This window comes from Pseudomonas sp. GD04058, from assembly GCF_029836855.1.
Classification (GTDB): domain Bacteria; phylum Pseudomonadota; class Gammaproteobacteria; order Pseudomonadales; family Pseudomonadaceae; genus Aquipseudomonas; species Aquipseudomonas bharatica.
Genome location: NZ_JAOECN010000017.1, coordinates 13,559 through 31,356, shown reverse-complemented (window position 1 = coordinate 31,356; position 17,798 = coordinate 13,559). Strand labels below are relative to the sequence as shown.

The 17,798-nt window shown below is 63.7% G+C and carries 18 protein-coding genes and 1 pseudogene; 7 read left to right on the top strand and 12 right to left on the bottom strand.

The window, feature by feature from the left end:
* Positions 1–52: 52 nt before the first annotated feature.
* The 6 genes from benC to N7650_RS15650 form a co-directional block, all read right to left on the bottom strand.
* Entirely contained in the window at positions 53–1,063 is a 1,011-nt protein-coding gene (benC, locus tag N7650_RS15675; RefSeq protein ID WP_279899009.1) for a benzoate 1,2-dioxygenase electron transfer component BenC, read from the bottom strand.
* 46 nt (positions 1,064–1,109) lie between these two features.
* Complete coding sequence (gene benB / locus N7650_RS15670; RefSeq protein ID WP_064302922.1) at positions 1,110–1,598, bottom strand: benzoate 1,2-dioxygenase small subunit; 489 nt, start codon at positions 1,596–1,598, stop codon at positions 1,110–1,112.
* Entirely contained in the window at positions 1,598–2,953 is a 1,356-nt protein-coding gene (benA, locus tag N7650_RS15665; protein ID WP_009404686.1) for a benzoate 1,2-dioxygenase large subunit, read from the bottom strand. Before benA ends, benB begins: the two co-directional genes overlap by 1 nt.
* Positions 2,954–3,337: 384 nt before the next feature.
* A complete protein-coding gene (locus tag N7650_RS15660) occupies positions 3,338–4,294 on the bottom strand; it encodes a helix-turn-helix domain-containing protein (RefSeq protein WP_279899008.1) in 957 nt (318 codons plus the stop codon).
* Between the two features lie 170 nt (positions 4,295–4,464).
* Positions 4,465–4,755: a muconolactone Delta-isomerase gene (catC, locus tag N7650_RS15655; RefSeq protein WP_279899007.1), complete on the bottom strand. Its 291-nt coding sequence runs from the start codon at positions 4,753–4,755 to the stop codon at positions 4,465–4,467.
* A 13-nt stretch (positions 4,756–4,768) separates the two neighbouring features.
* On the bottom strand, positions 4,769–5,890 hold the full coding sequence (locus N7650_RS15650) for a muconate cycloisomerase family protein (RefSeq protein WP_279899006.1): 1,122 nt from the start codon (positions 5,888–5,890) through the stop codon (positions 4,769–4,771).
* 127 nt (positions 5,891–6,017) lie between these two features.
* Here N7650_RS15650 and N7650_RS15645 point away from each other — a divergent pair, with 127 nt between their 5' ends.
* Both N7650_RS15645 and N7650_RS15640 read left to right on the top strand, forming a co-directional pair.
* On the top strand, positions 6,018–6,929 hold the full coding sequence (locus tag N7650_RS15645) for a LysR family transcriptional regulator (protein ID WP_279899005.1): 912 nt from the start codon (positions 6,018–6,020) through the stop codon (positions 6,927–6,929).
* A 51-nt stretch (positions 6,930–6,980) separates the two neighbouring features.
* On the top strand, positions 6,981–7,988 hold the full coding sequence (locus tag N7650_RS15640) for an alpha/beta hydrolase (RefSeq protein ID WP_279899004.1): 1,008 nt from the start codon (positions 6,981–6,983) through the stop codon (positions 7,986–7,988).
* 4 nt (positions 7,989–7,992) lie between these two features.
* Here N7650_RS15640 and N7650_RS15635 read toward each other — a convergent pair.
* Positions 7,993–9,384: pseudogene (locus tag N7650_RS15635) on the bottom strand (ATP-binding protein); the annotation flags it as partial.
* A gap of 165 nt (positions 9,385–9,549) precedes the next feature.
* On the opposite strand from N7650_RS15635, the gene N7650_RS15630 reads away from it, so the two are divergent.
* The gene (locus N7650_RS15630; protein ID WP_279899003.1) at positions 9,550–10,464 is read left to right on the top strand and encodes a LysR substrate-binding domain-containing protein; all 915 of its coding nucleotides are present in this window, start codon (positions 9,550–9,552) and stop codon (positions 10,462–10,464) included.
* A 180-nt stretch (positions 10,465–10,644) separates the two neighbouring features.
* Here the strand turns inward: N7650_RS15630 and leuD are convergent, their stop codons facing one another.
* From leuD to N7650_RS15615, 3 genes are read right to left on the bottom strand one after another with little or no spacing between them, the layout of a single operon-like run.
* Positions 10,645–11,253, bottom strand: coding sequence for a 3-isopropylmalate dehydratase small subunit (leuD, locus tag N7650_RS15625; protein WP_279899001.1), 609 nt, complete (start codon positions 11,251–11,253; stop codon positions 10,645–10,647).
* 1 nt (position 11,254) lies between these two features.
* The gene (gene leuC, locus N7650_RS15620; protein WP_279898999.1) at positions 11,255–12,676 is read right to left on the bottom strand and encodes a 3-isopropylmalate dehydratase large subunit; all 1,422 of its coding nucleotides are present in this window, start codon (positions 12,674–12,676) and stop codon (positions 11,255–11,257) included.
* On the bottom strand, positions 12,669–13,562 hold the full coding sequence (locus N7650_RS15615) for an alpha/beta hydrolase (RefSeq protein ID WP_279898997.1): 894 nt from the start codon (positions 13,560–13,562) through the stop codon (positions 12,669–12,671). The genes leuC and N7650_RS15615 overlap by 8 nt, the downstream gene beginning before the upstream one ends.
* Before the next feature lie 424 nt (positions 13,563–13,986).
* On the opposite strand from N7650_RS15615, the gene N7650_RS15610 reads away from it, so the two are divergent.
* Both N7650_RS15610 and N7650_RS15605 read left to right on the top strand, forming a co-directional pair.
* Positions 13,987–14,682, top strand: a complete 696-nt coding sequence (locus N7650_RS15610) for a 3-oxoacid CoA-transferase subunit A (protein WP_009404708.1) — start codon at positions 13,987–13,989, stop codon at positions 14,680–14,682.
* An 8-nt stretch (positions 14,683–14,690) separates the two neighbouring features.
* A complete protein-coding gene (locus N7650_RS15605; protein ID WP_279898994.1) occupies positions 14,691–15,332 on the top strand; it encodes a 3-oxoacid CoA-transferase subunit B in 642 nt (213 codons plus the stop codon).
* Positions 15,333–15,336: 4 nt separating this feature from the next.
* Here the strand turns inward: N7650_RS15605 and N7650_RS15600 are convergent, their stop codons facing one another.
* Positions 15,337–15,495, bottom strand: a complete 159-nt coding sequence (locus N7650_RS15600) for a hypothetical protein (RefSeq protein WP_279898993.1) — start codon at positions 15,493–15,495, stop codon at positions 15,337–15,339.
* A gap of 457 nt (positions 15,496–15,952) precedes the next feature.
* On the opposite strand from N7650_RS15600, the gene N7650_RS15595 reads away from it, so the two are divergent.
* On the top strand, positions 15,953–16,249 hold the full coding sequence (locus N7650_RS15595) for a DUF3077 domain-containing protein (RefSeq protein ID WP_279898992.1): 297 nt from the start codon (positions 15,953–15,955) through the stop codon (positions 16,247–16,249).
* 193 nt (positions 16,250–16,442) lie between these two features.
* Positions 16,443–17,249, top strand: a complete 807-nt coding sequence (locus N7650_RS15590; protein ID WP_279898990.1) for a ketol-acid reductoisomerase — start codon at positions 16,443–16,445, stop codon at positions 17,247–17,249.
* Between the two features lie 365 nt (positions 17,250–17,614).
* Here N7650_RS15590 and N7650_RS15585 read toward each other — a convergent pair whose 3' ends face one another.
* Entirely contained in the window at positions 17,615–17,797 is a 183-nt protein-coding gene (locus tag N7650_RS15585) for a DUF1289 domain-containing protein (protein WP_009401950.1), read from the bottom strand.
* Between the last annotated feature and the right edge of the window lies 1 nt (position 17,798).

Below are 17,798 nucleotides of genomic sequence, written 5' to 3'. Positions count from 1 at the left end.
GAATAAAAGGGGGTCACCCCGCCCGCACGACAGGGCAACCCCATAAAAGGGTTCAGACGGCAGCGGCGAACTTCTCGTAGTAGAAGTTGGCCGGATGGATGTCCTGCTCGCGCAGGTACTGGCTGACCGCCTCGACCATCGGCGGCGGGCCGCACAGGTACACATCGACATCGCCGTCGTTCAGGTGCGCAGGGGCGATGTGCTGGGTGACATAGCCCTTGTTCGGGTACTGGCTGCCGGGGTTGGCGACACAGGCGCTGAAGGTAAAGTTGGGAATCTGCACGGCGAACTGCTCCAGGCGCTCCAGCTCCACCAGGTCGAAGTCGTTGGTGACCCCGTAGATCAGGCGCAGTGGGTAGTCGCTGCCCTGCACGGCGATCTTCTCCAGCATCGCGGTGAACGGCGCCAGGCCGGTGCCGCCGGCCAGCAGCAACAGCGGGCGCTTTACCTCGCGCAGGTAGAAACTGCCCAGCGGGCCGCTCAGGGTCATGCTGTCGCCGGCCTTGGCCAGGCCGCTGAGGAAGCTGCTCATCAGCCCGCCCGGTACGTTGCGGATCAGGAAGCTGACCTCGCCATCCTTCTGCAGCGAGCTGAAGGAATAAGCGCGGCTCTGCTCGCTGCCCGGCACCTTGAGGTTGACGTACTGCCCCGGCAGGAAGGCCAGGCGCGACAGCGACTCATCCTTGATCGACAAGGCGATGGTGCTTTCGGACAACTGGCGTACCTGGCTGATGGCGGCCTCGTAGCTGGCCTGCTGGGTCTTGCAGACCTGGGACGACGCCGGCACCCGCACCACGCAGTCGCTTTCGGCGCGCATCTGGCAGGTCAGCACGTAGCCCTGGGCCAACTCGTCGGCGCTGAGGGCATCCTCGATGAAGTTGTCGCCCATGTCGTAGCGGCCGGCTTCGGCGAAGCACTTGCAGGTACCACAGGCGCCGTCGCGGCAGTCCAGCGGGATGTTGATGCCCTGGCGATAGGCGGCGTCGGCCACGGTTTCACTGGCGGTGGCGTCGATGAAGCGGGTCACCCCGTCTTCGAAATTGAGCGCGATCTGGAAGCTCATGCTGCACCTCGCACGGCAGCGGGCCTGGGGCGCCGCTGCCGGGTATTCAAATGTGATAGATGTCGATGACCTGGCGGACGTAGTCGTTCTTCAGCACCACTTTCTTGGCCGTGATCAGCGGTTGTTCGCCACGCAGGTCGAGGCTGTAGAAGCTGGTGCCGAAGTAGCTGTCGGTGGTCTTGTAGCGGAAGCTCAGGGTGTGCCAGTTGAAACGCACCTGGCACTGGCCCTCGCCCTCCTCGACGATCTCGATGTTGCTCAGGTTGTGCGAGGTCCGGGTATCGGGGATGGTCGCGCTGGAGCGTTCGGTCTTGATGCGGAAGACACGATCCTCCAGGCCACCGCGGTTGCCGTACCAGATCAGCGAGATCTCGCTCTGCGGGTCTTCGGTGAGGGTGTCGTTGTCGTCCCAGGACGGCATCCAGAAGGTCGCGTCGGCGGCGTACAGTTCCAGCCATTCGTCCCATCGGGCATCGTCGAGCAGGCGCGCTTCGCGGTAGAGGAAGTCGCGCACGGTGGCATAGAGAGCGCTCATCACACGGCCTCCACGGCGATCAGTTGCGGCTCGCCGCCGACGGCCTTGAGCATGGTGTCCTGCCAGTATTTGTGTTGCAGCACGAACAGCCCCTCGTCCTCGGTGCGCACGCCGGAGAGCAGCGGCTGCAAATCGATTTCCTTGGCCGCGTCATCGGCACCTTCGACCCAATGCTCGGCACCGCGGGACATGTCGTTCCAGCCACGACCGCCGCCGTAGCCGGTCTGGCAGGAACGGAATTCCTCTAGGTCGTCCGGGGTGGCCATGCCGCTGACATTGAAGAAATCTTCGTACTGGCGGATACGCTTGGCCCGCGCCTCGGCGCTCTCGCCGCGGGGCGCGATGCAGTAGATGGTGATCTCGGTCTTGTCCACGGAGATCGGCCGAGCGATGCGGATCTGCGAGCTGAACTGGTCCATCAGGTAGACGTTGGGGTACAGGCACAGGTTGCGCGAGTTCTGGATCATCCAGTCGGCGCGGGCCTGGCCGAAGTCCCGGGCCAGCTCGTCGCGGCGCTCGAAGGCCGGGCGGTCCTCGGGGTTGGCCCAGCGGGTCCACAACAGCAGGTGACCGTGCTCGAAGGAGTAGAAGCCACCACCGTGCTTGGCCCAGCTGCCGGCGCTCATGGTCTTGATCTCTTCACCGGCCTCGCGCTGCTTGCGCTGGTTCTGCGTGGCGGCGTAGTTCCAGTGCACGGAACTCACGTGGTAGCCGTCGGCGCCGTTCTCGGCGGTGAGCTTCCAGTTGCCTTCGTAGATGTACGAGCTGGAACCGCGCAGCACCTCCAGGCCGTCCGGCGACTGGTCGACGATCATGTCGATGATCTTCGCCGACTCGCCGAGGTGCTCGACCAGGGGTTTGACGTCAGGGTTGAGGCTGCCGAACAGGAAACCGCGATAGGACTCGAAACGGGCCACCTTGGTCAGGTCGTGGGAGCCTTCGCAGTTGAAGGAGGACGGATAGCCGGCTTCGCTCGGGTCCTTGACCTTGAGCAGCTTGCCGCTGTTGTTGAAGGTCCAGCCGTGGAACGGGCAGGTGTAGCTGGAACGGTTGCCGCTCTTGTGCCGGCAGAGCATCGCGCCGCGATGGCTGCAGGCATTGAGGAAGGCATTGAGTTCACCGTCCTTGTTGCGCGCGATGAAGATCGGCTGGCGCCCCATGGTGGTGGTGAGGAAGTCGTTCTTCTCGGGGATCTGGCTGTCGTGGGCGAGGTAGATCCAGTTGCCTTCGAAGATGTGCTGCATCTCCAGTTCGAACAGGCGCGGGTCGGTGAACATCTCCCGCTTGCAGCGGTAGACGCCTCGGTCCTTGTCTTCCTCGAGCAGGGCATTCAGGTAGTCGATTCCCAGGGTCATGGCCGGGACCTCCGTTTTTATTATCAGACGGAGGAAAGGTTAAGCAGGCGGGGATGGCCGGGATATCCGCTTTTTGCAGACCGCTATCCGTTTCTTGCAGGTGAGAATGACGCGAACCCTGTGGGAGCTGGCTTGCCAGCGATAGCGGCGGTGAATTCACTACCGATATCGCTGGCAAGCCAGCTCCCACAGTTGTCTGGTTTCATGCTCGGCGTTTGAGGGTATCGGAGGTGACTCTCCACCCGCAGCATCCGTTTCTTGCAAGGCGGGAAAGAAGATAGATCAAGACCACCGCGGACCTTGTGGGAGCTGGCTTGCCAGCGATAGCGGCGGTGAAGTCACTACCGATATCGCTGGCAAGCCAGCTCCCACAGTTGTCTGGTTTCATGCTCGGCGTTTTAGGGTGTCGGAGGGCAGTTCGCCGAATTGCAGGCGATAGCTTTCGGAGAAGCGTCCCAGGTGCAGGAAGCCGTAGTCCAGCGCCAGTTCGGTCAGGCTGCGCACGTGGCAGTCCGGGTCGCCGAGACAGGCATTGATGCGCTCCAGCTTGCGCTGGCGGATGTACTGCTTCGGGGTAATGCCCAACTGGCGCTCGAACAGCCCGTACAACGAACGCACGCTCATCCGCGCCTGCTCCGCCAGGTGCTCGCTGGACAGCTCCTGCTTCAGGTTGCGTTCGATGTAGTCGAGGATCCGCTGGAAACCGGCCACCGACGGCGCCAGGCTTTCACGGCGGATATTGGTGCTCAGCAGCGACAGCAGCTTGCTGCCGACGATCTGGCTGTAGTGACTCTGCACCCGCAGCAACGGGTCGCTGGCTTCGGCTTCCATGCAGACCATCGCCAGCAGGCTGGAAAAGCCTTCCAGTTCATCCAGGCGGTAATGGTTGCGCAGGAAGCGCACGCCGCTGTCCGGGCGTTGCCAGCGGTGGTCGTCGCACACCGACTCGAGCAGCCTGACCGGCAGCTTGAGGATGAATTTCTCGCAGTCTTCGGAGTAGGTCAGGTCTACCGGATCGTCCGGGTTGATCAGCAGCAGCTCGCCCGGCACCAGGTGGTGCTCGCGCCGGTGCCCGCGCCACAGGCAGTTGCCGCTGAGCAGCACCTGCAGGTGGTAGATGGTCTCCAGCGCCGGCGAGGTGACGCGGACGCTGCCGCCGTAGCTGATCCGGCACAGGTCGAGGTCGGCGAACTTGCGGTGGTTGAGGCTGGCCTGGGGGTGGGTGCTGCGGGAAAGGCCTATGCAGTGCTGGCCGACGTGTCGATTGACGTAGTCGGACACGGCATAGGGGTCGGCATGTCGAAACACGCTACTGCGGTCACTCAGCAGGCGGCTATCCATCGGCAAGGCACTCGGTTCTTGTATTTATTGTCGTGGCGCTCCTCCGCCAGCAATGCTGCGGGGGCGCCCTCCGGCATCACAGTACGCAAAGGCGAGGACTGGCACAATTCACCGGCGACAGACAGTGCTCGGCAACTATGCGGGTGCCACCCACGCCGGGCCTCATGTTCTCAACGATCGTCCTCATGGATCGACGAGGGGTGTCGGCACAGCCCGTCGATCTCGATATCCATGTAGGGGAACAGCGGCAACTGCATCAGGGTATCGTGCAGGGCCTCGACGCTGGGCAGGTCGAATACGCTGTAGTTGGCGTAGTGCCCGGCGATGCGCCACAGGTGGCGCCAGCTGCCCTCGCGCTGGAGGCTCTGCGCCAGGGCCTTCTCGTCGGCCTTGAGCTTGGCGGCCCGGGCCGGGTCCATATCGACGGGCAGCTTTACCGTCATCTTTACGTGGAACAGCATGGTCTTGTCCTTCTTAGCGGCGGGCGAAGCGCGACAGTTGCGCCTCGTCCAGGGTCAGGCCGAGGCCGGGGGTACGCGGCACATGCAGCTGGAAATCGCGGTAGACCGGCGCTTCGCGAACGATTTCCTCGGTCAGCAGCAACGGGCCGAACAGTTCGGTGCCCCAGGTCAGCTGGCGCAAGGTGAGGAAGGCGTGGGCCGAGGCCAGGGTACCGACCGAGCCTTCGAGCATGGTCCCGCCATACAGGGCGATGCCCGCCGCCTCGGCGATCTGCGCGCTGCGCAGCACGGCACGGGGGCCGCCGTTCTTGGCGATCTTCAGGGCGAAGATGCTGGCGGCGCCGTCGGCGGCCAGGCTGAAGGCATCCTCGACGCTTTCGATGGACTCATCGGCCATGATCGGCGCCGGGCTGCGCTGGTTAAGGCGCACCTGGCCAGAACGGTTGACCCGGGAAATCGGCTGTTCGATCAAATCGATCCCGTTGTCGCCCAGCACCTGGCAGCCACGGATGGCCTGGGACTCGTCCCAGTACTGGTTGACGTCGACGCGCACGCTGGCGTAGTCGCCCAGGGCCTTCTTGATCGCCACCACGTGCTTGAGGTCCTGCTCCAGCGGGTTGGCGCCGATCTTCAGCTTGAAGATGCGGTGGCGGCGCAGTTCCAGCATCTGCTCGGCTTCGGCGATATCCCGGGCGGTGTCGCCGCTGGCCAGGGTCCAGGCCACTTCCAGGCTGTCGCGCACGCGCCCGCCCAGCAGTTCGCTGACCGGCAGGCCAAGGCGCTTGCCCTGGGCATCGAGCAAGGCGCTTTCAAGGCCGGACTTGGCGAAGGTGTTGCCCTTGGCGATCTTGTCCAGCTTGAGCATGGCGGCGTTGATATTGTCCGCGGCCATGCCGACCAGGGCCGGGGCCAGGTGTGCATCGATATTGGCCTTGATGCTCTCGGGGCTTTCATAGCCGTAGGACAGGCCGCCGATGGTGGTGGCTTCGCCGATGCCTTCGACGCCGTCGCTGCACCTCAGGCGCAGGATCACCAGGGTCTGCTGCTGCATGGTATGCATCGCCAGCTTGTGCGGGCGGATGGTGGGGAGGTCGACGATCACCGCCTGGACCTGTTCGATCACTGCATTGCTCATTTGCCGGGCACCTTGTGCCGGCGACGCCCTGCGCCGCCGTGGTTGTTCAGTGGACGGGCAAAGGATTGCCTGTTGGCGGCTGGCAATCCAATATCGATTACCTCTGCCACCATACCCAGGAAGTCTGATGGAGCTTCGCCACCTGCGTTACTTCAAGGCGCTCGCCGAAACCCTGAACTTCACCCGCGCCGCCGAACGCCTGCACATGGCCCAGCCGCCGCTGAGCCGGCAGATTGGCCAACTGGAAGAAGAGCTCGGCACCCTGCTGGTGGAGCGCGGCCGGCCGCTGCGCCTGACCGAGGCCGGACGCTACTTCCATGAACAGACCGGCACCCTGCTCCAGCAGCTCGAACAGATCGCCGCTACCACCCGGCGCATCGGCCAGGGCCAGCGGCAGTGGCTGGGCATCGGCTTCGCCCCCTCGACCCTGTATGGCCTGCTGCCGGAACTGACCCGCGAACTGCGCCGCGACGCCGAGCTGCAACTGGACCTGGTGGAAATGACCACGGTGCAGCAGGTCGAAGCGCTCAAGGCCGGGCGCATCGATATCGGTTTCGGGCGGATCCGCATCGACGAACCGGCCATCGAGCAGCGGGTGCTGTACGAGGATCCGCTGGTGGCGGTATTGCCGCGCGGGCATGCGTTGTGCGGCACCACGCCGAGCCTGGCGCAACTGGCCGGCGAGCCCTTCGTGCTCTACCCCGCCACGCCGCGGCCCAGCTATGCCGACCACGTGCTGGCGCTGTTCGCCCACCATGGCCTGAGCGTGAAGGTCGGGCAGTGGAGCAATGAATTGCAGACCGCGCTGGGCCTGGTGGCGGCCGGCCTTGGCGTGACCCTCGCGCCGGCCTCGGTGCGCCAGCAGCATCGGGCGGACCTGGAATACACAGGAGTGAGTGATCGGGATGCCGTGAGCCCGATCATCCTCAGCCGGCGCAAGGACGACGCCGGGCCAGAGTTGCAGCGCTGCCTGGAACTGATCGAGGGGTTGCTCGCGGCACAGGATCCCTCTTCCCGAGAGTCGTTAACGCCGGGTTAATCCAGGCAATGCCCAGTGGTGGCCAACCTTGGAAAACAGGAAGCACGCCTTATGAAAAGCACCCTACAAGCCGCACTCCTTGCGGGTTTACTGGGCTCCGGCCTGCCATACGCCACCGCAGCCAACGTCTACGGCCCGCAACTGGAGGGCTTTGCCTACCCCTATCCGTTGCAGCACCTGAACTTCACCTCCCAGGGCAAGGCCCTGCAGATGGGCTACCTGGACGTGCCGGCGCAAAAGCCCGGACCAACCTTGGGCACGGTCGTACTGCTGCACGGCAAGAACTTCTGCGCGGCCACCTGGGAAGACACGATCAAGGGGCTTAGCCAGGCCGGCTACCGGGTGATCGCGCCCGACCAGATCGGCTTCTGCACATCGAGCAAACCCGACAACTATCAGTACAGCTTCCAGCAACTGGCCCACAACACCCATGAACTGCTGAAGCATCTGGGTATCGACAAGGCCAGCATCATCGGCCACTCCACCGGTGGCATGCTGGCAACCCGCTACGCCCTGATGTATCCCTCCGAAACTGCCCGGCTGGTGATGGTCAATCCGATCGGCCTCGAAGACTGGAAGGCCATGGGCGTACCGTACCGGACGGTCGATCAATGGTTCGAGCGGGAGCTGAAAGTGACGGCGGAAGGCATCAAGGCCTACGAACAGAAGACCTATTACGATGGCCGCTGGAAGCCCGAGTACGACAAATGGGTGGATATGCTGGCAGGGCTCAATGCCGGGCCTGGCCGTCAGGCAGTGGCGTGGAACTCGGCGCTGGTCTACGACATGATCTTCACCCAGCCGGTGGTGTACGAATTCCCGAAACTCCAGGTACCCACCCTGCTGATGATCGGCCAGACCGACACCACCGCCATCGGCAGCGATATCGCACCGCCCGAGGTCAAGGCCAGGATCGGCAAATACCCCGAACTTGGAAGAGCCGCGCAAAAGGCCATACCCGGGGCAGACCTGGTCGAATTCCCGAGGCTGGGGCATGCACCGCAGATGGAGGAGCCGGCCAAATTCAACCAGGCGCTGGTAGAGTGGTTGGCGAAGTGATCGGGTTCTGCCGCGGAAGATAGAGGGACACCGTGGTACCCGTGCCCACCTGCGAGGCGATGTGCGCCTGGCCGCCGGATTGCCGGGCGAAGCCGTAGATCATCGACAGGCCCAGCCCCGTACCCTGCCCGGCGGGCTTGGTGGTGAAGAATGGCTCGAAGGCCCGGGCAAGGACGTGCTCGGGCATTCCGCTGCCGGTGTCGGACACGGCCAGGCACAGGTAACCGCCTCCTGGCAGTTCGAGCGCCAGCGCCTGGTCGTCGTCCAGGTACAGGTTGCTGGTGCTGACCTGGATCCGCCCGCCTGCGGGCATGGCGTCACGGGCATTGATACACAGGTTCAGCAGCGCGTTTTCCAACTGGCTGGCATCGACGAAGGCGGACCAGAGGTCGAGCGCGCCGCGGGTTTCGAGGGTGACGGCGGGGCCGACGGAGCGTTGTATCAATTCGAGCATGCCGCTGATCAGCGCATTGACATCAGTCGCCCGGGGCTCCAACGGCTGCCGACGGGAAAATGCCAGGAGCCGGCTGGTCAGCGCCGCGGCCCGGCTGACCCCATCCTGGGCGGCGATCAGGTACTTGCCCAGTTCGCCGAACCGGCCCTGGAGCATGCGCCCTTCGAGCAGTTCCAGGGCACCCGAGATGCCAGCCAGCAAGTTGTTGAAGTCGTGGGCGATCCCGCCCGTCAACTGCCCGACCGCCTCCATTTTCTGCGACTGGCGCAGACTGGCCTCCGCGGCCATAAGCGCCTGGGTACGTTCCTCGACCCGTTGTTCAAGGGTGTCGTTGAGCAGGCGCAGGGCTTCTTCCGAGTGCGTCCGTTCGAGCAGGTCGGCAGCCTGGCGGGCGAGGATATCCAGCAACCGCAGATCGCGCTCGGAAGGATGGTGGGGCTGGCCCCAATGGGTGGAGATCATGCCCAGCAGCGCGCCTTTGCGCGAGACCAGCGGGGTGGTTTGCGCGGCGCGGATACCGGTGCGGCGAAACGCTTCCAATTCCTCGGTACCGGCGATGTCCGGCCATTGCTCATAATCGGCGATGATCGCGCGCTGGCCGCAACGCAGCGCCAGGGCACAACTGCTCAGGGCCTGGGGACTGACCCACTGCCAGAACCGCACCGCATCCTCGGGCAAATGCCGCGCGCACAGCAACTGCAGGCCGATGGCGCTGCCCTCGCTGTCGCTACCGGCGGACAACACCTGCATGGTGCCGAACTGCGACCCGCAGATGGCCACTGCCGCGTCGACGATCTTGCCGTACAGGGCGGCGAGATCCTGTTCACCGATCAGCATGGTGCTGATGCGGTGCACCAGCTCCAGGTCACCCAGGTCGTCGAGCACGGTAAAGGCGCAAGCCGCAGGCGACTCCGAAGGTTGAACGACTTGGGTCTGGGTCATGGAGGGGGCCTGATGAACATGCAGAAGAGATGATTGTTAATAGTTATACGCGCTTATGCCTGGTGCTGCCGACTATCTTCAGCATGCCCCACCATCCGGCCATGAACAGCGCACGGACCAAAAGGGGCTAGAATTGCGCCACCTTCCGCCGCCGACCCAGCCTCCATGACCAGCCTTCCCGAAGCCGCCCCCCTGGCCACCGACCTGCGGGTGTTCCTGACCGTCATCCGCAAAGGCAGCTTCGCCAACGCGGCGCTGGAACTCGACCAGTCGCCGGCGTATGTCAGCAAGCGCATCAAGATCCTCGAAAGCACCCTGGGCACCCGCCTGCTGCACCGTTCGGCACGGCATATCGCGCTGACCGACGCGGGCCTGCGCACGCAGCATTGGGCCGAGCGGATACTCGACCAGTTCGACGACTTCATGTGCGACCTGAGCCAGGTGCGCAAGGCTCCGCGCGGCCTGTTGCACCTGTGCAGCAGCTTCGGCTTCGGGCGCAACCATGTGGCTCCGGCCATCGCCGAACTGGCCGCGACCTATCCGGACCTGGAGGTGCGCCTGGAGGTGTTCGACCGGGTGGTGGATATTGTCGCCGAGGGCTTCGACCTGGAAATCCGCGTGGGCAATGACCTGCCGGGACAACACATGAGCCGCCGCCTGGCGAGCAACCGGCGGGTGATCTGTGCCACGCCCGAATACCTGGAGCGCTGCGGGACGCCGATGACCCTGGACGACCTGGGCCAGCACGACTGCCTGGTGCTCAAGGAGCGCAACAGCCCGTTCGGCCTGTGGCGGCTGGAGTCTGCCGGCAGGGAACATACGGTGCAGGTCAACGGCACGCTATCGTCTAACAGCGGCGAGATCGTCCTGCAATGGGCGCTGGCCCATCGCGGCTTGTTGCTGCGTTCGTGGTGGGATGTGCAACCGCTGGTGGCCCAGGGACGGCTGGTGCAGGTGTTGCACGAGTACAGCCAGGGCGCGGATATCTGGGCGGTGTATCCGACGCGCCTGGCTGATTCGGCGAAGTTGCGGGTGTGCGTGGAGTTTCTTGAAGCGCGGTTGAAACATCTGGCTGTGTAGTGCTCTTTCGGGCCTCATCGCTGGCAAGCCAGCTCCCACAGTGACCGCGTGCACCGCCGGACCTGTGTGAGCTGGCTTACCAGCGATAGAGCCTTAAAGAGCACCAAAAGGCTCAAGGTGCACGCGAACCCTGTGGGAGCTGGCTTGCCAGCGATTGGGCCTTCAAGGCCACCAGAAGGCTCAAGCCAGCCAGGGATTCCCGGCCAGATGCCGCGCCTCGAACGCCCGGATCTGCTCGCTGCGCTGCAAGGTGCTGCCGATCGCATCCAGCCCCGACAACAGGGCTTGCTTGCGCAGCGCATCGATCTGGAAGGCAATGCTCTCCCCCTCTCCCAACACAATCCGCTGCCCCGGCAGGTCGATCTCGATGCCGTTGGTTTCAGGCTGGCTGACCCGCTCGCCCAGACGCTTGAGTTCGTCCGGCTTCAGTTGAATGGTCAACACCCCGTTGCGCTGGCAGTTGTCGTTGAAGATCCCGGCGAAGCTGGTCCCGATCAACGCCCGTATGCCCAGTTGCTTCAGCCCCCACACCGCATGCTCGCGGCTCGAGCCACAACCGAAGTTGGGGCCGACCACGAGGAAGGCCGCCCCTTGCCAGGGTGCCTGGTTCAGCACGAACGCCGGATCGGGCGAGCCATCCGCAAGAAAGCGCAGGTCGAAGAACACCCCGCGATCCAGCCCGGCACGGTCGATACCCTTGAGGAACTGCTTGGGCATGATCACGTCGGTATCGACATTGGCCGCCAGCAATGGCGCGGCCACGCCTTGTACATGAACGAACGGTTGCATCTCACACCTCCCCTTGCAGCGAACGCACATCGACAAGATGGCCGCTTACCGCTGCCGCGGCGACCATCGCCGGGCTCATCAGATGGGTACGCGCGCCAGCCCCCTGGCGGCCTTCGAAATTGCGGTTGGTACTGGACGCACAGCGGTCACCGGGACTGAGCACGTCATCGTTCATCGCCAGGCACATGGAACACCCCGACTGCCGCCATTCGAAGCCGGCTTCGCGAAAGAGCTGCGCCAGGCCCTCGGCTTCGGCCTGGTCGCGCACCTGGGTGGAGCCCGGGACGATCATCGCCCGTACCCCTTCGGCGACCTTGCGTCCCCGAACCACACGGGCGGCATCGCGCAAGTCTTCGATCCGGGCATTGGTGCAGGATCCGATGAAGGCATGGCTGATGGGGATGCCACTGAGCGCCATGCCGGGTTGCAGCCCCATGTAGCGCAGGGCACGTTGCAGGTCCTGGCGCAGGATCGGATCCGGCTCGGCCAGTGGATCGGGCACGCAGGCGCCGATGGCGGCGGCCTGGTCGGGGCTGGTGCCCCAGGTGACCATGGGCTCCAGTGCGCCGACCTGCAGCGTGACCTCACGATCGAACTGCGCGCCCGGGTCGCTGGACAGCTCGCGCCAGCGCGCCACGGCTTGCTCCCACACGGCGCCACGGGGCGCCCGCGGCTTGCCCTTGAGGTAGTCGAAAACCTTGTCGTCCGGGGCCATGAAGGCACCCCGGGCACCGGCTTCCACCGCCATGTTGCACAGGGTCATGCGCCCTTCGACGCTGAGGGCGTCGATGGCCGGGCCGGCGAATTCGATGGCGTAGCCGGTGGCACCGGAGGCGCCGATGCGGCGGATCAGTTCCATGATGATGTCCTTGGCCACCAGCCCCGGGCCCGGCTCGCCCTCGACGGTCACGCGCAGGGTCTTGAGGCGCTTGTACACCAGGGTCTGGGTAGCGAGCAGGTGCTCGATCTCCGAAGTGCCGATGCCGAAACCGAATGCGCCGAGGGCACCGTAGGTGGTGGTGTGGCTGTCGCCCGCCGCCACCACCATGCCCGGCAGGATGAAGCCCTGTTCCGGCGCCACCACGTGCTCGATGCCCTGGCGCTTGTCGAGCACGCCGAACAGCTCGATGCCGAAGTCGCGGCAGTTTTCCTCGAAGTAGCTGACCTGGCGCGCACCGCCCGGGTCCGCCATTTCGGCACCCCGTTCGGGTGTGGTGGGATTGACGTGGTCCACCACGCACAGGGTCGCCGCCGGCCGCCAGACCGTGCGCCCCGCCTCGCGCAAACCGCTGAAGGCCTGGGGGCTGGTGTACTCGTTGGCGACCTGGCGGTCGATGTACAGCAGCACATGGCCCTGGTCGTCCAGCTCGCACACGGTATGGGCGTCGATGTGTTTTCGGTACAGCGTTCTTGGGCTAGTCATGGTCATGTCCATCACGGAGGAACGGCAGCGTGTGTTCCAGCAGGGCCTCGGGGGCTTCTTCGGCGATGTAGTGGCCACACGGCAGTTCGCCGCCGCGCACGTCCGTGGCGATGGCGCGCCACGCCTGCAGCGGCGAGAAGCACTTGCCGATCACGCCATCACGGCCCCACATCACCAGCAATGGAAGCTGGAGCTTGTTGCCGGCATCGATGTCGGCCTGATCGTGTTCCAGGTCGATGCCGGCGGCGGCGCGGTAGTCCTCGCATACCCCGCGGGCGGCGCCGGGCAGGGACAGGCAGCGCAGGTATTCGGCGAAGGCCTCGTCGGTGAAGGGTGCAAGGCCGGCGCTGCGCCCGCCCATGACGCTGCGCAGATAGCCTTCGGGGTCGGCTTCGATCAGGGTTTCCGGCAGCGGCGCCGGGCGGATCAGGAAGAACCAGTGCCAGTAGGCACGGGCGAAGGCTTCGTTGGTCTGCCGGTACATGGCCAGGGTCGGGGCGATATCCAGCAGCACCAGGCGGCTCAGGCGCTGCGGATGGTCCAGGGCCAGGCGGTGAGCGACGCGGGCACCACGGTCGTGGGCCATCAGGGCGAAGGTGTCGAAGCCCAGTTCGCGCATCAGGCCGACCATGTCGTTGGCCATGGTGCGCTTGGAATAGCGCTCGTGGGCGGGGTCGGCCTCGGGCTTGGCGGAGTCGCCGTAGCCGCGCAGGTCGGCGGCGATCACGGTGAAATGCTCGGCCAGGGAAGCGGCGACCTTGTGCCAGATCACATGGGTCTGCGGATGCCCGTGCAGCAGGAGCAGCGCCGGGCCCGCGCCGCCCTTGCGGTAGGCAATCTCGACACCGTCGATGATGCAGGTGGATTTATGGAAGTCAGGGAACATCGGCGGTACTCCATTTCTTGTTCTTTCAGGCTGGTGTCGAGGATAGCTGCGGCAGGAACGGGTTCAACGGGTGAAATGGAGAGGTATGGAACACGGATCGTGAATTTGAACATATAGACGGCTCGGCCCCTGTGGGAGCGGGTTTACCCGCGATTGCGGCGGTGGCTCCACCATCGTAATCGCGGGTGAACCCGCTCCCACAGGGTCCGCGTCGTACGGGAAATAGTTCGGGCGCGCAACTGCGCGCAGATCGCACAACAGTTCGATAATCGCACCAATTCCGCCAAACCCCCTCTACTTGTCGCCCTCTCTGCGGCACGCTATGGACAAGTCAGCCAACGACTCCAGGCGCTGACTGGCCCAGGCCTTGTGGCGCGTCGGCCAGTCCGGCAATCAATACTCCAGGAATGACCAGGAGCCCGCTTTGATCAATAAAACGTATGAGTCCATCGCCAGTGCGGTGGAAGGGATCACCGACGGTTCGACCATCATGGTCGGTGGTTTTGGTACTGCCGGCATGCCGTCCGAGCTTATCGACGGGCTGATCGCCACCGGCGCCCGCGACCTGACCATCATCAGCAACAACGCCGGCAACGGCGAGATCGGCCTGGCCGCACTGCTCATGGCCGGCAGCGTGCGCAAGGTGATCTGCTCGTTCCCGCGCCAGTCCGACTCCTACGTGTTCGACGAATTGTACCGCGCCGGCAAGATCGAACTGGAAGTGGTCCCGCAGGGCAACCTGGCCGAGCGCATCCGCGCTGCCGGTTCGGGCATCGGTGCGTTCTTCTCGCCAACCGGCTACGGCACCCTGCTGGCCGAAGGCAAGGAAACCCGCGAGATCGACGGGCGCCAGTACGTCCTGGAAATGCCGCTGCACGCCGACTTCGCGCTGATCAAGGCGCACAAGGGCGACCGCTGGGGCAACCTGACCTACCGCAAGGCCGCGCGCAATTTCGGCCCGATCATGGCGATGGCCGCCAAGACCGCCATCGCCCAGGTCGACCAGATCGTCGAACTCGGCGAACTGGACCCGGAGCACATCATCACTCCCGGTATCTTCGTCCAGCGCGTGGTCGCCGTTTCCGGCGCTGCCGCTTCTTCGATCGCCAAAGCTGTCTGAGGCCTGCCATGACCATCACCAAAAAACTCTCCCGCACCGAGATGGCCCAGCGCGTGGCCGCCGACATCCAGGAAGGCGCGTACGTCAACCTCGGTATCGGCGCACCGACCCTGGTGGCCAACTACCTGGGCGACAAGGAAGTGTTCCTGCACAGCGAAAACGGCCTGCTGGGCATGGGCCCGAGCCCGGCCCCGGGCGAGGAGGACGACGACCTGATCAACGCCGGCAAGCAGCACGTGACCCTGCTCACGGGGGGCGCCTTCTTCCACCACGCCGACTCGTTCTCGATGATGCGCGGCGGCCACTTGGACATCGCTGTGCTGGGTGCCTTCCAGGTATCGGTCAAGGGCGACCTGGCCAACTGGCACACCGGTGCCGAAGGCTCGATTCCCGCCGTGGGCGGCGCGATGGACCTGGCCACCGGCGCGCGCCAGGTGTTCGTGATGATGGACCACCTGACCAAAACCGGCGAAAGCAAGATCGTCCCCGAATGCACCTACCCGCTGACCGGTATCGCCTGCGTCAGCCGCATCTATACCGACCTGGCGGTGCTGGAAGTCACGGCCGAGGGCCTGAAAGTCATCGAGATCTGCGCCGATATCGACTTCGACGAGCTGCAGAAGCTCAGCGGTGTACCGCTGATCAAGTGATCCGCTACGCCTGTTGACCGTCGTCCTCGATATCTTCCTCCGCCTCCGCGGCGTCGGTTGCATCGGCATCGTTCAGGGGCGGCGAGGACGGCTTCTCGGGGTCGTTGATGAAGGGCACGCCGCTTGGGCCGTGCTCTTCCAGTCCTTCGGTCTTGGGCTGCATGGGAAATCCTCCGGGTGATGAGCGTTGGAGGCGGGGCCGGGAGGTGTCGTTCAAAAATTCGGGGGCGATGCAGGCGCCACAAGGCGCTTGATCGTTCACCGATGGCCGAAAAACCCTACAAGCTTCGGACCGGTTCCGACTTTCATGTAGGCAATTTCCCAAGCATACTTTTCCGCCTTCTCAGTCGTTGCGCTCCTGGGCATTTGCTGCCTACGCTTCGCCGGTCGCTGCGATCCAGCGACACAGACTTCGCGGTCTGTTGGCGAAAGGTGCTTCGATAGCGCCATCCAGATAGCAGGCGCTTTTTTTGCGCCTGCCGTTTGTGCAATGGCGGCTGTGCGTGGGAGACCCTCGGGTCTGCCGGGTTCCTTTTGCCTCGGTCCGCGAACCCACGTACAGCTGCCACCCTTCGTTTCGCGGCGAGGGCTGGCAGTTTGGCCGCAGAAGGAGATGCACCATGAAAAAACTCGTACCCGATCCCCCTCGCCTCACTACCGTCCATACCCAGTTCAGCGCCTGCAACAACAGCCACAAACCGCTGTTCGCGGTCTGTGATGGCGTCGATATCGAAGATGCGCTGGTGCATCTGTCCATGACCCTGAAATCGGCATCCGAAACCAACACCCAGGTTTGCGAACAGACCGAACGGTCGCTGGGCGGGCTGGCCTGGGCAACCTATCACTCATTGGAGATTTCACAGGCGTTGGTGGAGTCGTTATTGAGCGGGTTGGCACAGCATGGAGCAAGTGGCTGACAGCCGATGCGAGGGCCGCGTATGCGGCCCTTCAAACAGGAGCGAAGGCAAAAATAAATCCGTCCTCCCTTTTCCTTGTCTCCCTTTTTTCACTTTTCCCGCGCCCTGGCAAAAACGATCAGTTTCTTCCTGCCGTCGACTTCTATAATTCGAAATGGCCGTCAACGAAATGGATATCACCGCAGGAGACACCATGAAACTGGCATATATGACCGCCTTCGTCATCTCGTCACTGAGCCCGGCAGCTTACGCATTTGACTCCAACGAAGTACCGCGTGAAACATCGTTACAACGGGCCATTATCGAGCCCGCGATGGTGCAGCAGGCCATCGAGCTGGAGAACCGAATCTCCGCACAGGCTGATACCGCCGCGCCCAGCGGCGAGTCGCCAGTGGTCGTTCTCAAGGGCAGCAGCAAGGTCATCATCACCGCTCCCCACGCCACGGAACCTTTCCGGGAGGGCAAGTATCGGTTCTCCGATGGCGCCGGCACTGCAGCGTTGGCGCAAATGCTGAATCGAACTACCTGTGCGACGGTGATATATACGCAGTACCGCACGCCATCCGATCCCAACTATTACGATGACAACGAGTTTAAAGACCAACTGGCAGAACTGATCGGCAGCCAACGTCCAGCACTCGTATTGGATATCCACGGAAGCAGTGATTTCAGGCCCTACGATGTCGATATCGGCACCATGAATGGCAAATCGTTATTGGGCAATCAGGCCCTTCTGGTTGATCTTGTTGAACATCTGCGCCAGGAAGGAATGACCAACCTCTCGAATAATTACTTCGCTGCCGAAAAGAACCAGACAATTACCCGCTTTGCCTCAAGCAAGCAGGTGCCGACCCTGCAGTTGGAAATCAGCAGCACCCTGCTGCGCCCTTCCGAAGGTGGAGTGATGGCCCACCGTTTCGCTCAGCTGTTGCAGGGACTCACACGATACGTTCGAGGTGTAACCAACAACCCGACAGGTCAATGTGGGCCTACTGCATAAGCGAGCTTGCGCGCGATTGCGGTAGTGACTTCACCGCCGCTATCGCTGGCAAGCCAGCTCCCACAGGGTCCGCACTACAGCCAGATCGTCGGCAAAAGGCTGCTGTCGCTGCTGAGCACCAATATTCGTCACGAAAGCCTGGCGCCGTCGTTTGGCGAGCTTCCCTCCGACACTCTCAAACGCCGAACATAAAACCAGACAACACTGCGGACCCTGTGGGAGCTGGCTTGCCAGCGATTGTGATAGTGATTTCACCGCCGCTATCGCTGGCAAGCCAGCTCCCACAGGTTCCGCACTACAGCCAGATCGTCGGCGGCAAGCTGCTGTCGCTGCTGGCCCGGGTTGCGGCGCATATATCCCGGGCTCTACTTTTTCTTCTTCGCGAGGCCCTTCATCCGTAGCGCCGCCTTCTGCACCGTGGCCATCTTCTCCGGCCTTTTCATCCCGCGCCATTTGCGGATTTCTTCCCTGGTCCGCCCGCAACTGACGCACATCTCACTGTTCAGCTGACAGAGCGATACACAAGGGTTTTCAACATCTTTTGCCATG

What these genes read in the sequence shown, in the direction of transcription:
- benC (WP_279899009.1), bottom strand. Translation starts at nt 1,063, where the DNA reads ATGAGCTTCCAGATCGCGCTCAATTTCGAAGACGGGGTGACCCGCTTC.
- benB (WP_064302922.1), bottom strand. Translation starts at nt 1,598, where the DNA reads ATGAGCGCTCTCTATGCCACCGTGCGCGACTTCCTCTACCGCGAAGCG.
- benA (WP_009404686.1), bottom strand. Translation starts at nt 2,953, where the DNA reads ATGACCCTGGGAATCGACTACCTGAATGCCCTGCTCGAGGAAGACAAG.
- N7650_RS15660 (WP_279899008.1), bottom strand. Translation starts at nt 4,294, where the DNA reads ATGGATAGCCGCCTGCTGAGTGACCGCAGTAGCGTGTTTCGACATGCC.
- catC (WP_279899007.1), bottom strand. Translation starts at nt 4,755, where the DNA reads ATGCTGTTCCACGTAAAGATGACGGTAAAGCTGCCCGTCGATATGGAC.
- N7650_RS15650 (WP_279899006.1), bottom strand. Translation starts at nt 5,890, where the DNA reads ATGAGCAATGCAGTGATCGAACAGGTCCAGGCGGTGATCGTCGACCTC.
- N7650_RS15645 (WP_279899005.1), top strand. Translation starts at nt 6,018, where the DNA reads ATGGAGCTTCGCCACCTGCGTTACTTCAAGGCGCTCGCCGAAACCCTG.
- N7650_RS15640 (WP_279899004.1), top strand. Translation starts at nt 6,981, where the DNA reads ATGAAAAGCACCCTACAAGCCGCACTCCTTGCGGGTTTACTGGGCTCC.
- N7650_RS15630 (WP_279899003.1), top strand. Translation starts at nt 9,550, where the DNA reads ATGACCAGCCTTCCCGAAGCCGCCCCCCTGGCCACCGACCTGCGGGTG.
- leuD (WP_279899001.1), bottom strand. Translation starts at nt 11,253, where the DNA reads ATGCAACCGTTCGTTCATGTACAAGGCGTGGCCGCGCCATTGCTGGCG.
- leuC (WP_279898999.1), bottom strand. Translation starts at nt 12,676, where the DNA reads ATGACTAGCCCAAGAACGCTGTACCGAAAACACATCGACGCCCATACC.
- N7650_RS15615 (WP_279898997.1), bottom strand. Translation starts at nt 13,562, where the DNA reads ATGTTCCCTGACTTCCATAAATCCACCTGCATCATCGACGGTGTCGAG.
- N7650_RS15605 (WP_279898994.1), top strand. Translation starts at nt 14,691, where the DNA reads ATGACCATCACCAAAAAACTCTCCCGCACCGAGATGGCCCAGCGCGTG.
- N7650_RS15600 (WP_279898993.1), bottom strand. Translation starts at nt 15,495, where the DNA reads ATGCAGCCCAAGACCGAAGGACTGGAAGAGCACGGCCCAAGCGGCGTG.
- N7650_RS15595 (WP_279898992.1), top strand. Translation starts at nt 15,953, where the DNA reads ATGAAAAAACTCGTACCCGATCCCCCTCGCCTCACTACCGTCCATACC.
- N7650_RS15590 (WP_279898990.1), top strand. Translation starts at nt 16,443, where the DNA reads ATGAAACTGGCATATATGACCGCCTTCGTCATCTCGTCACTGAGCCCG.
- N7650_RS15585 (WP_009401950.1), bottom strand. Translation starts at nt 17,797, where the DNA reads ATGGCAAAAGATGTTGAAAACCCTTGTGTATCGCTCTGTCAGCTGAAC.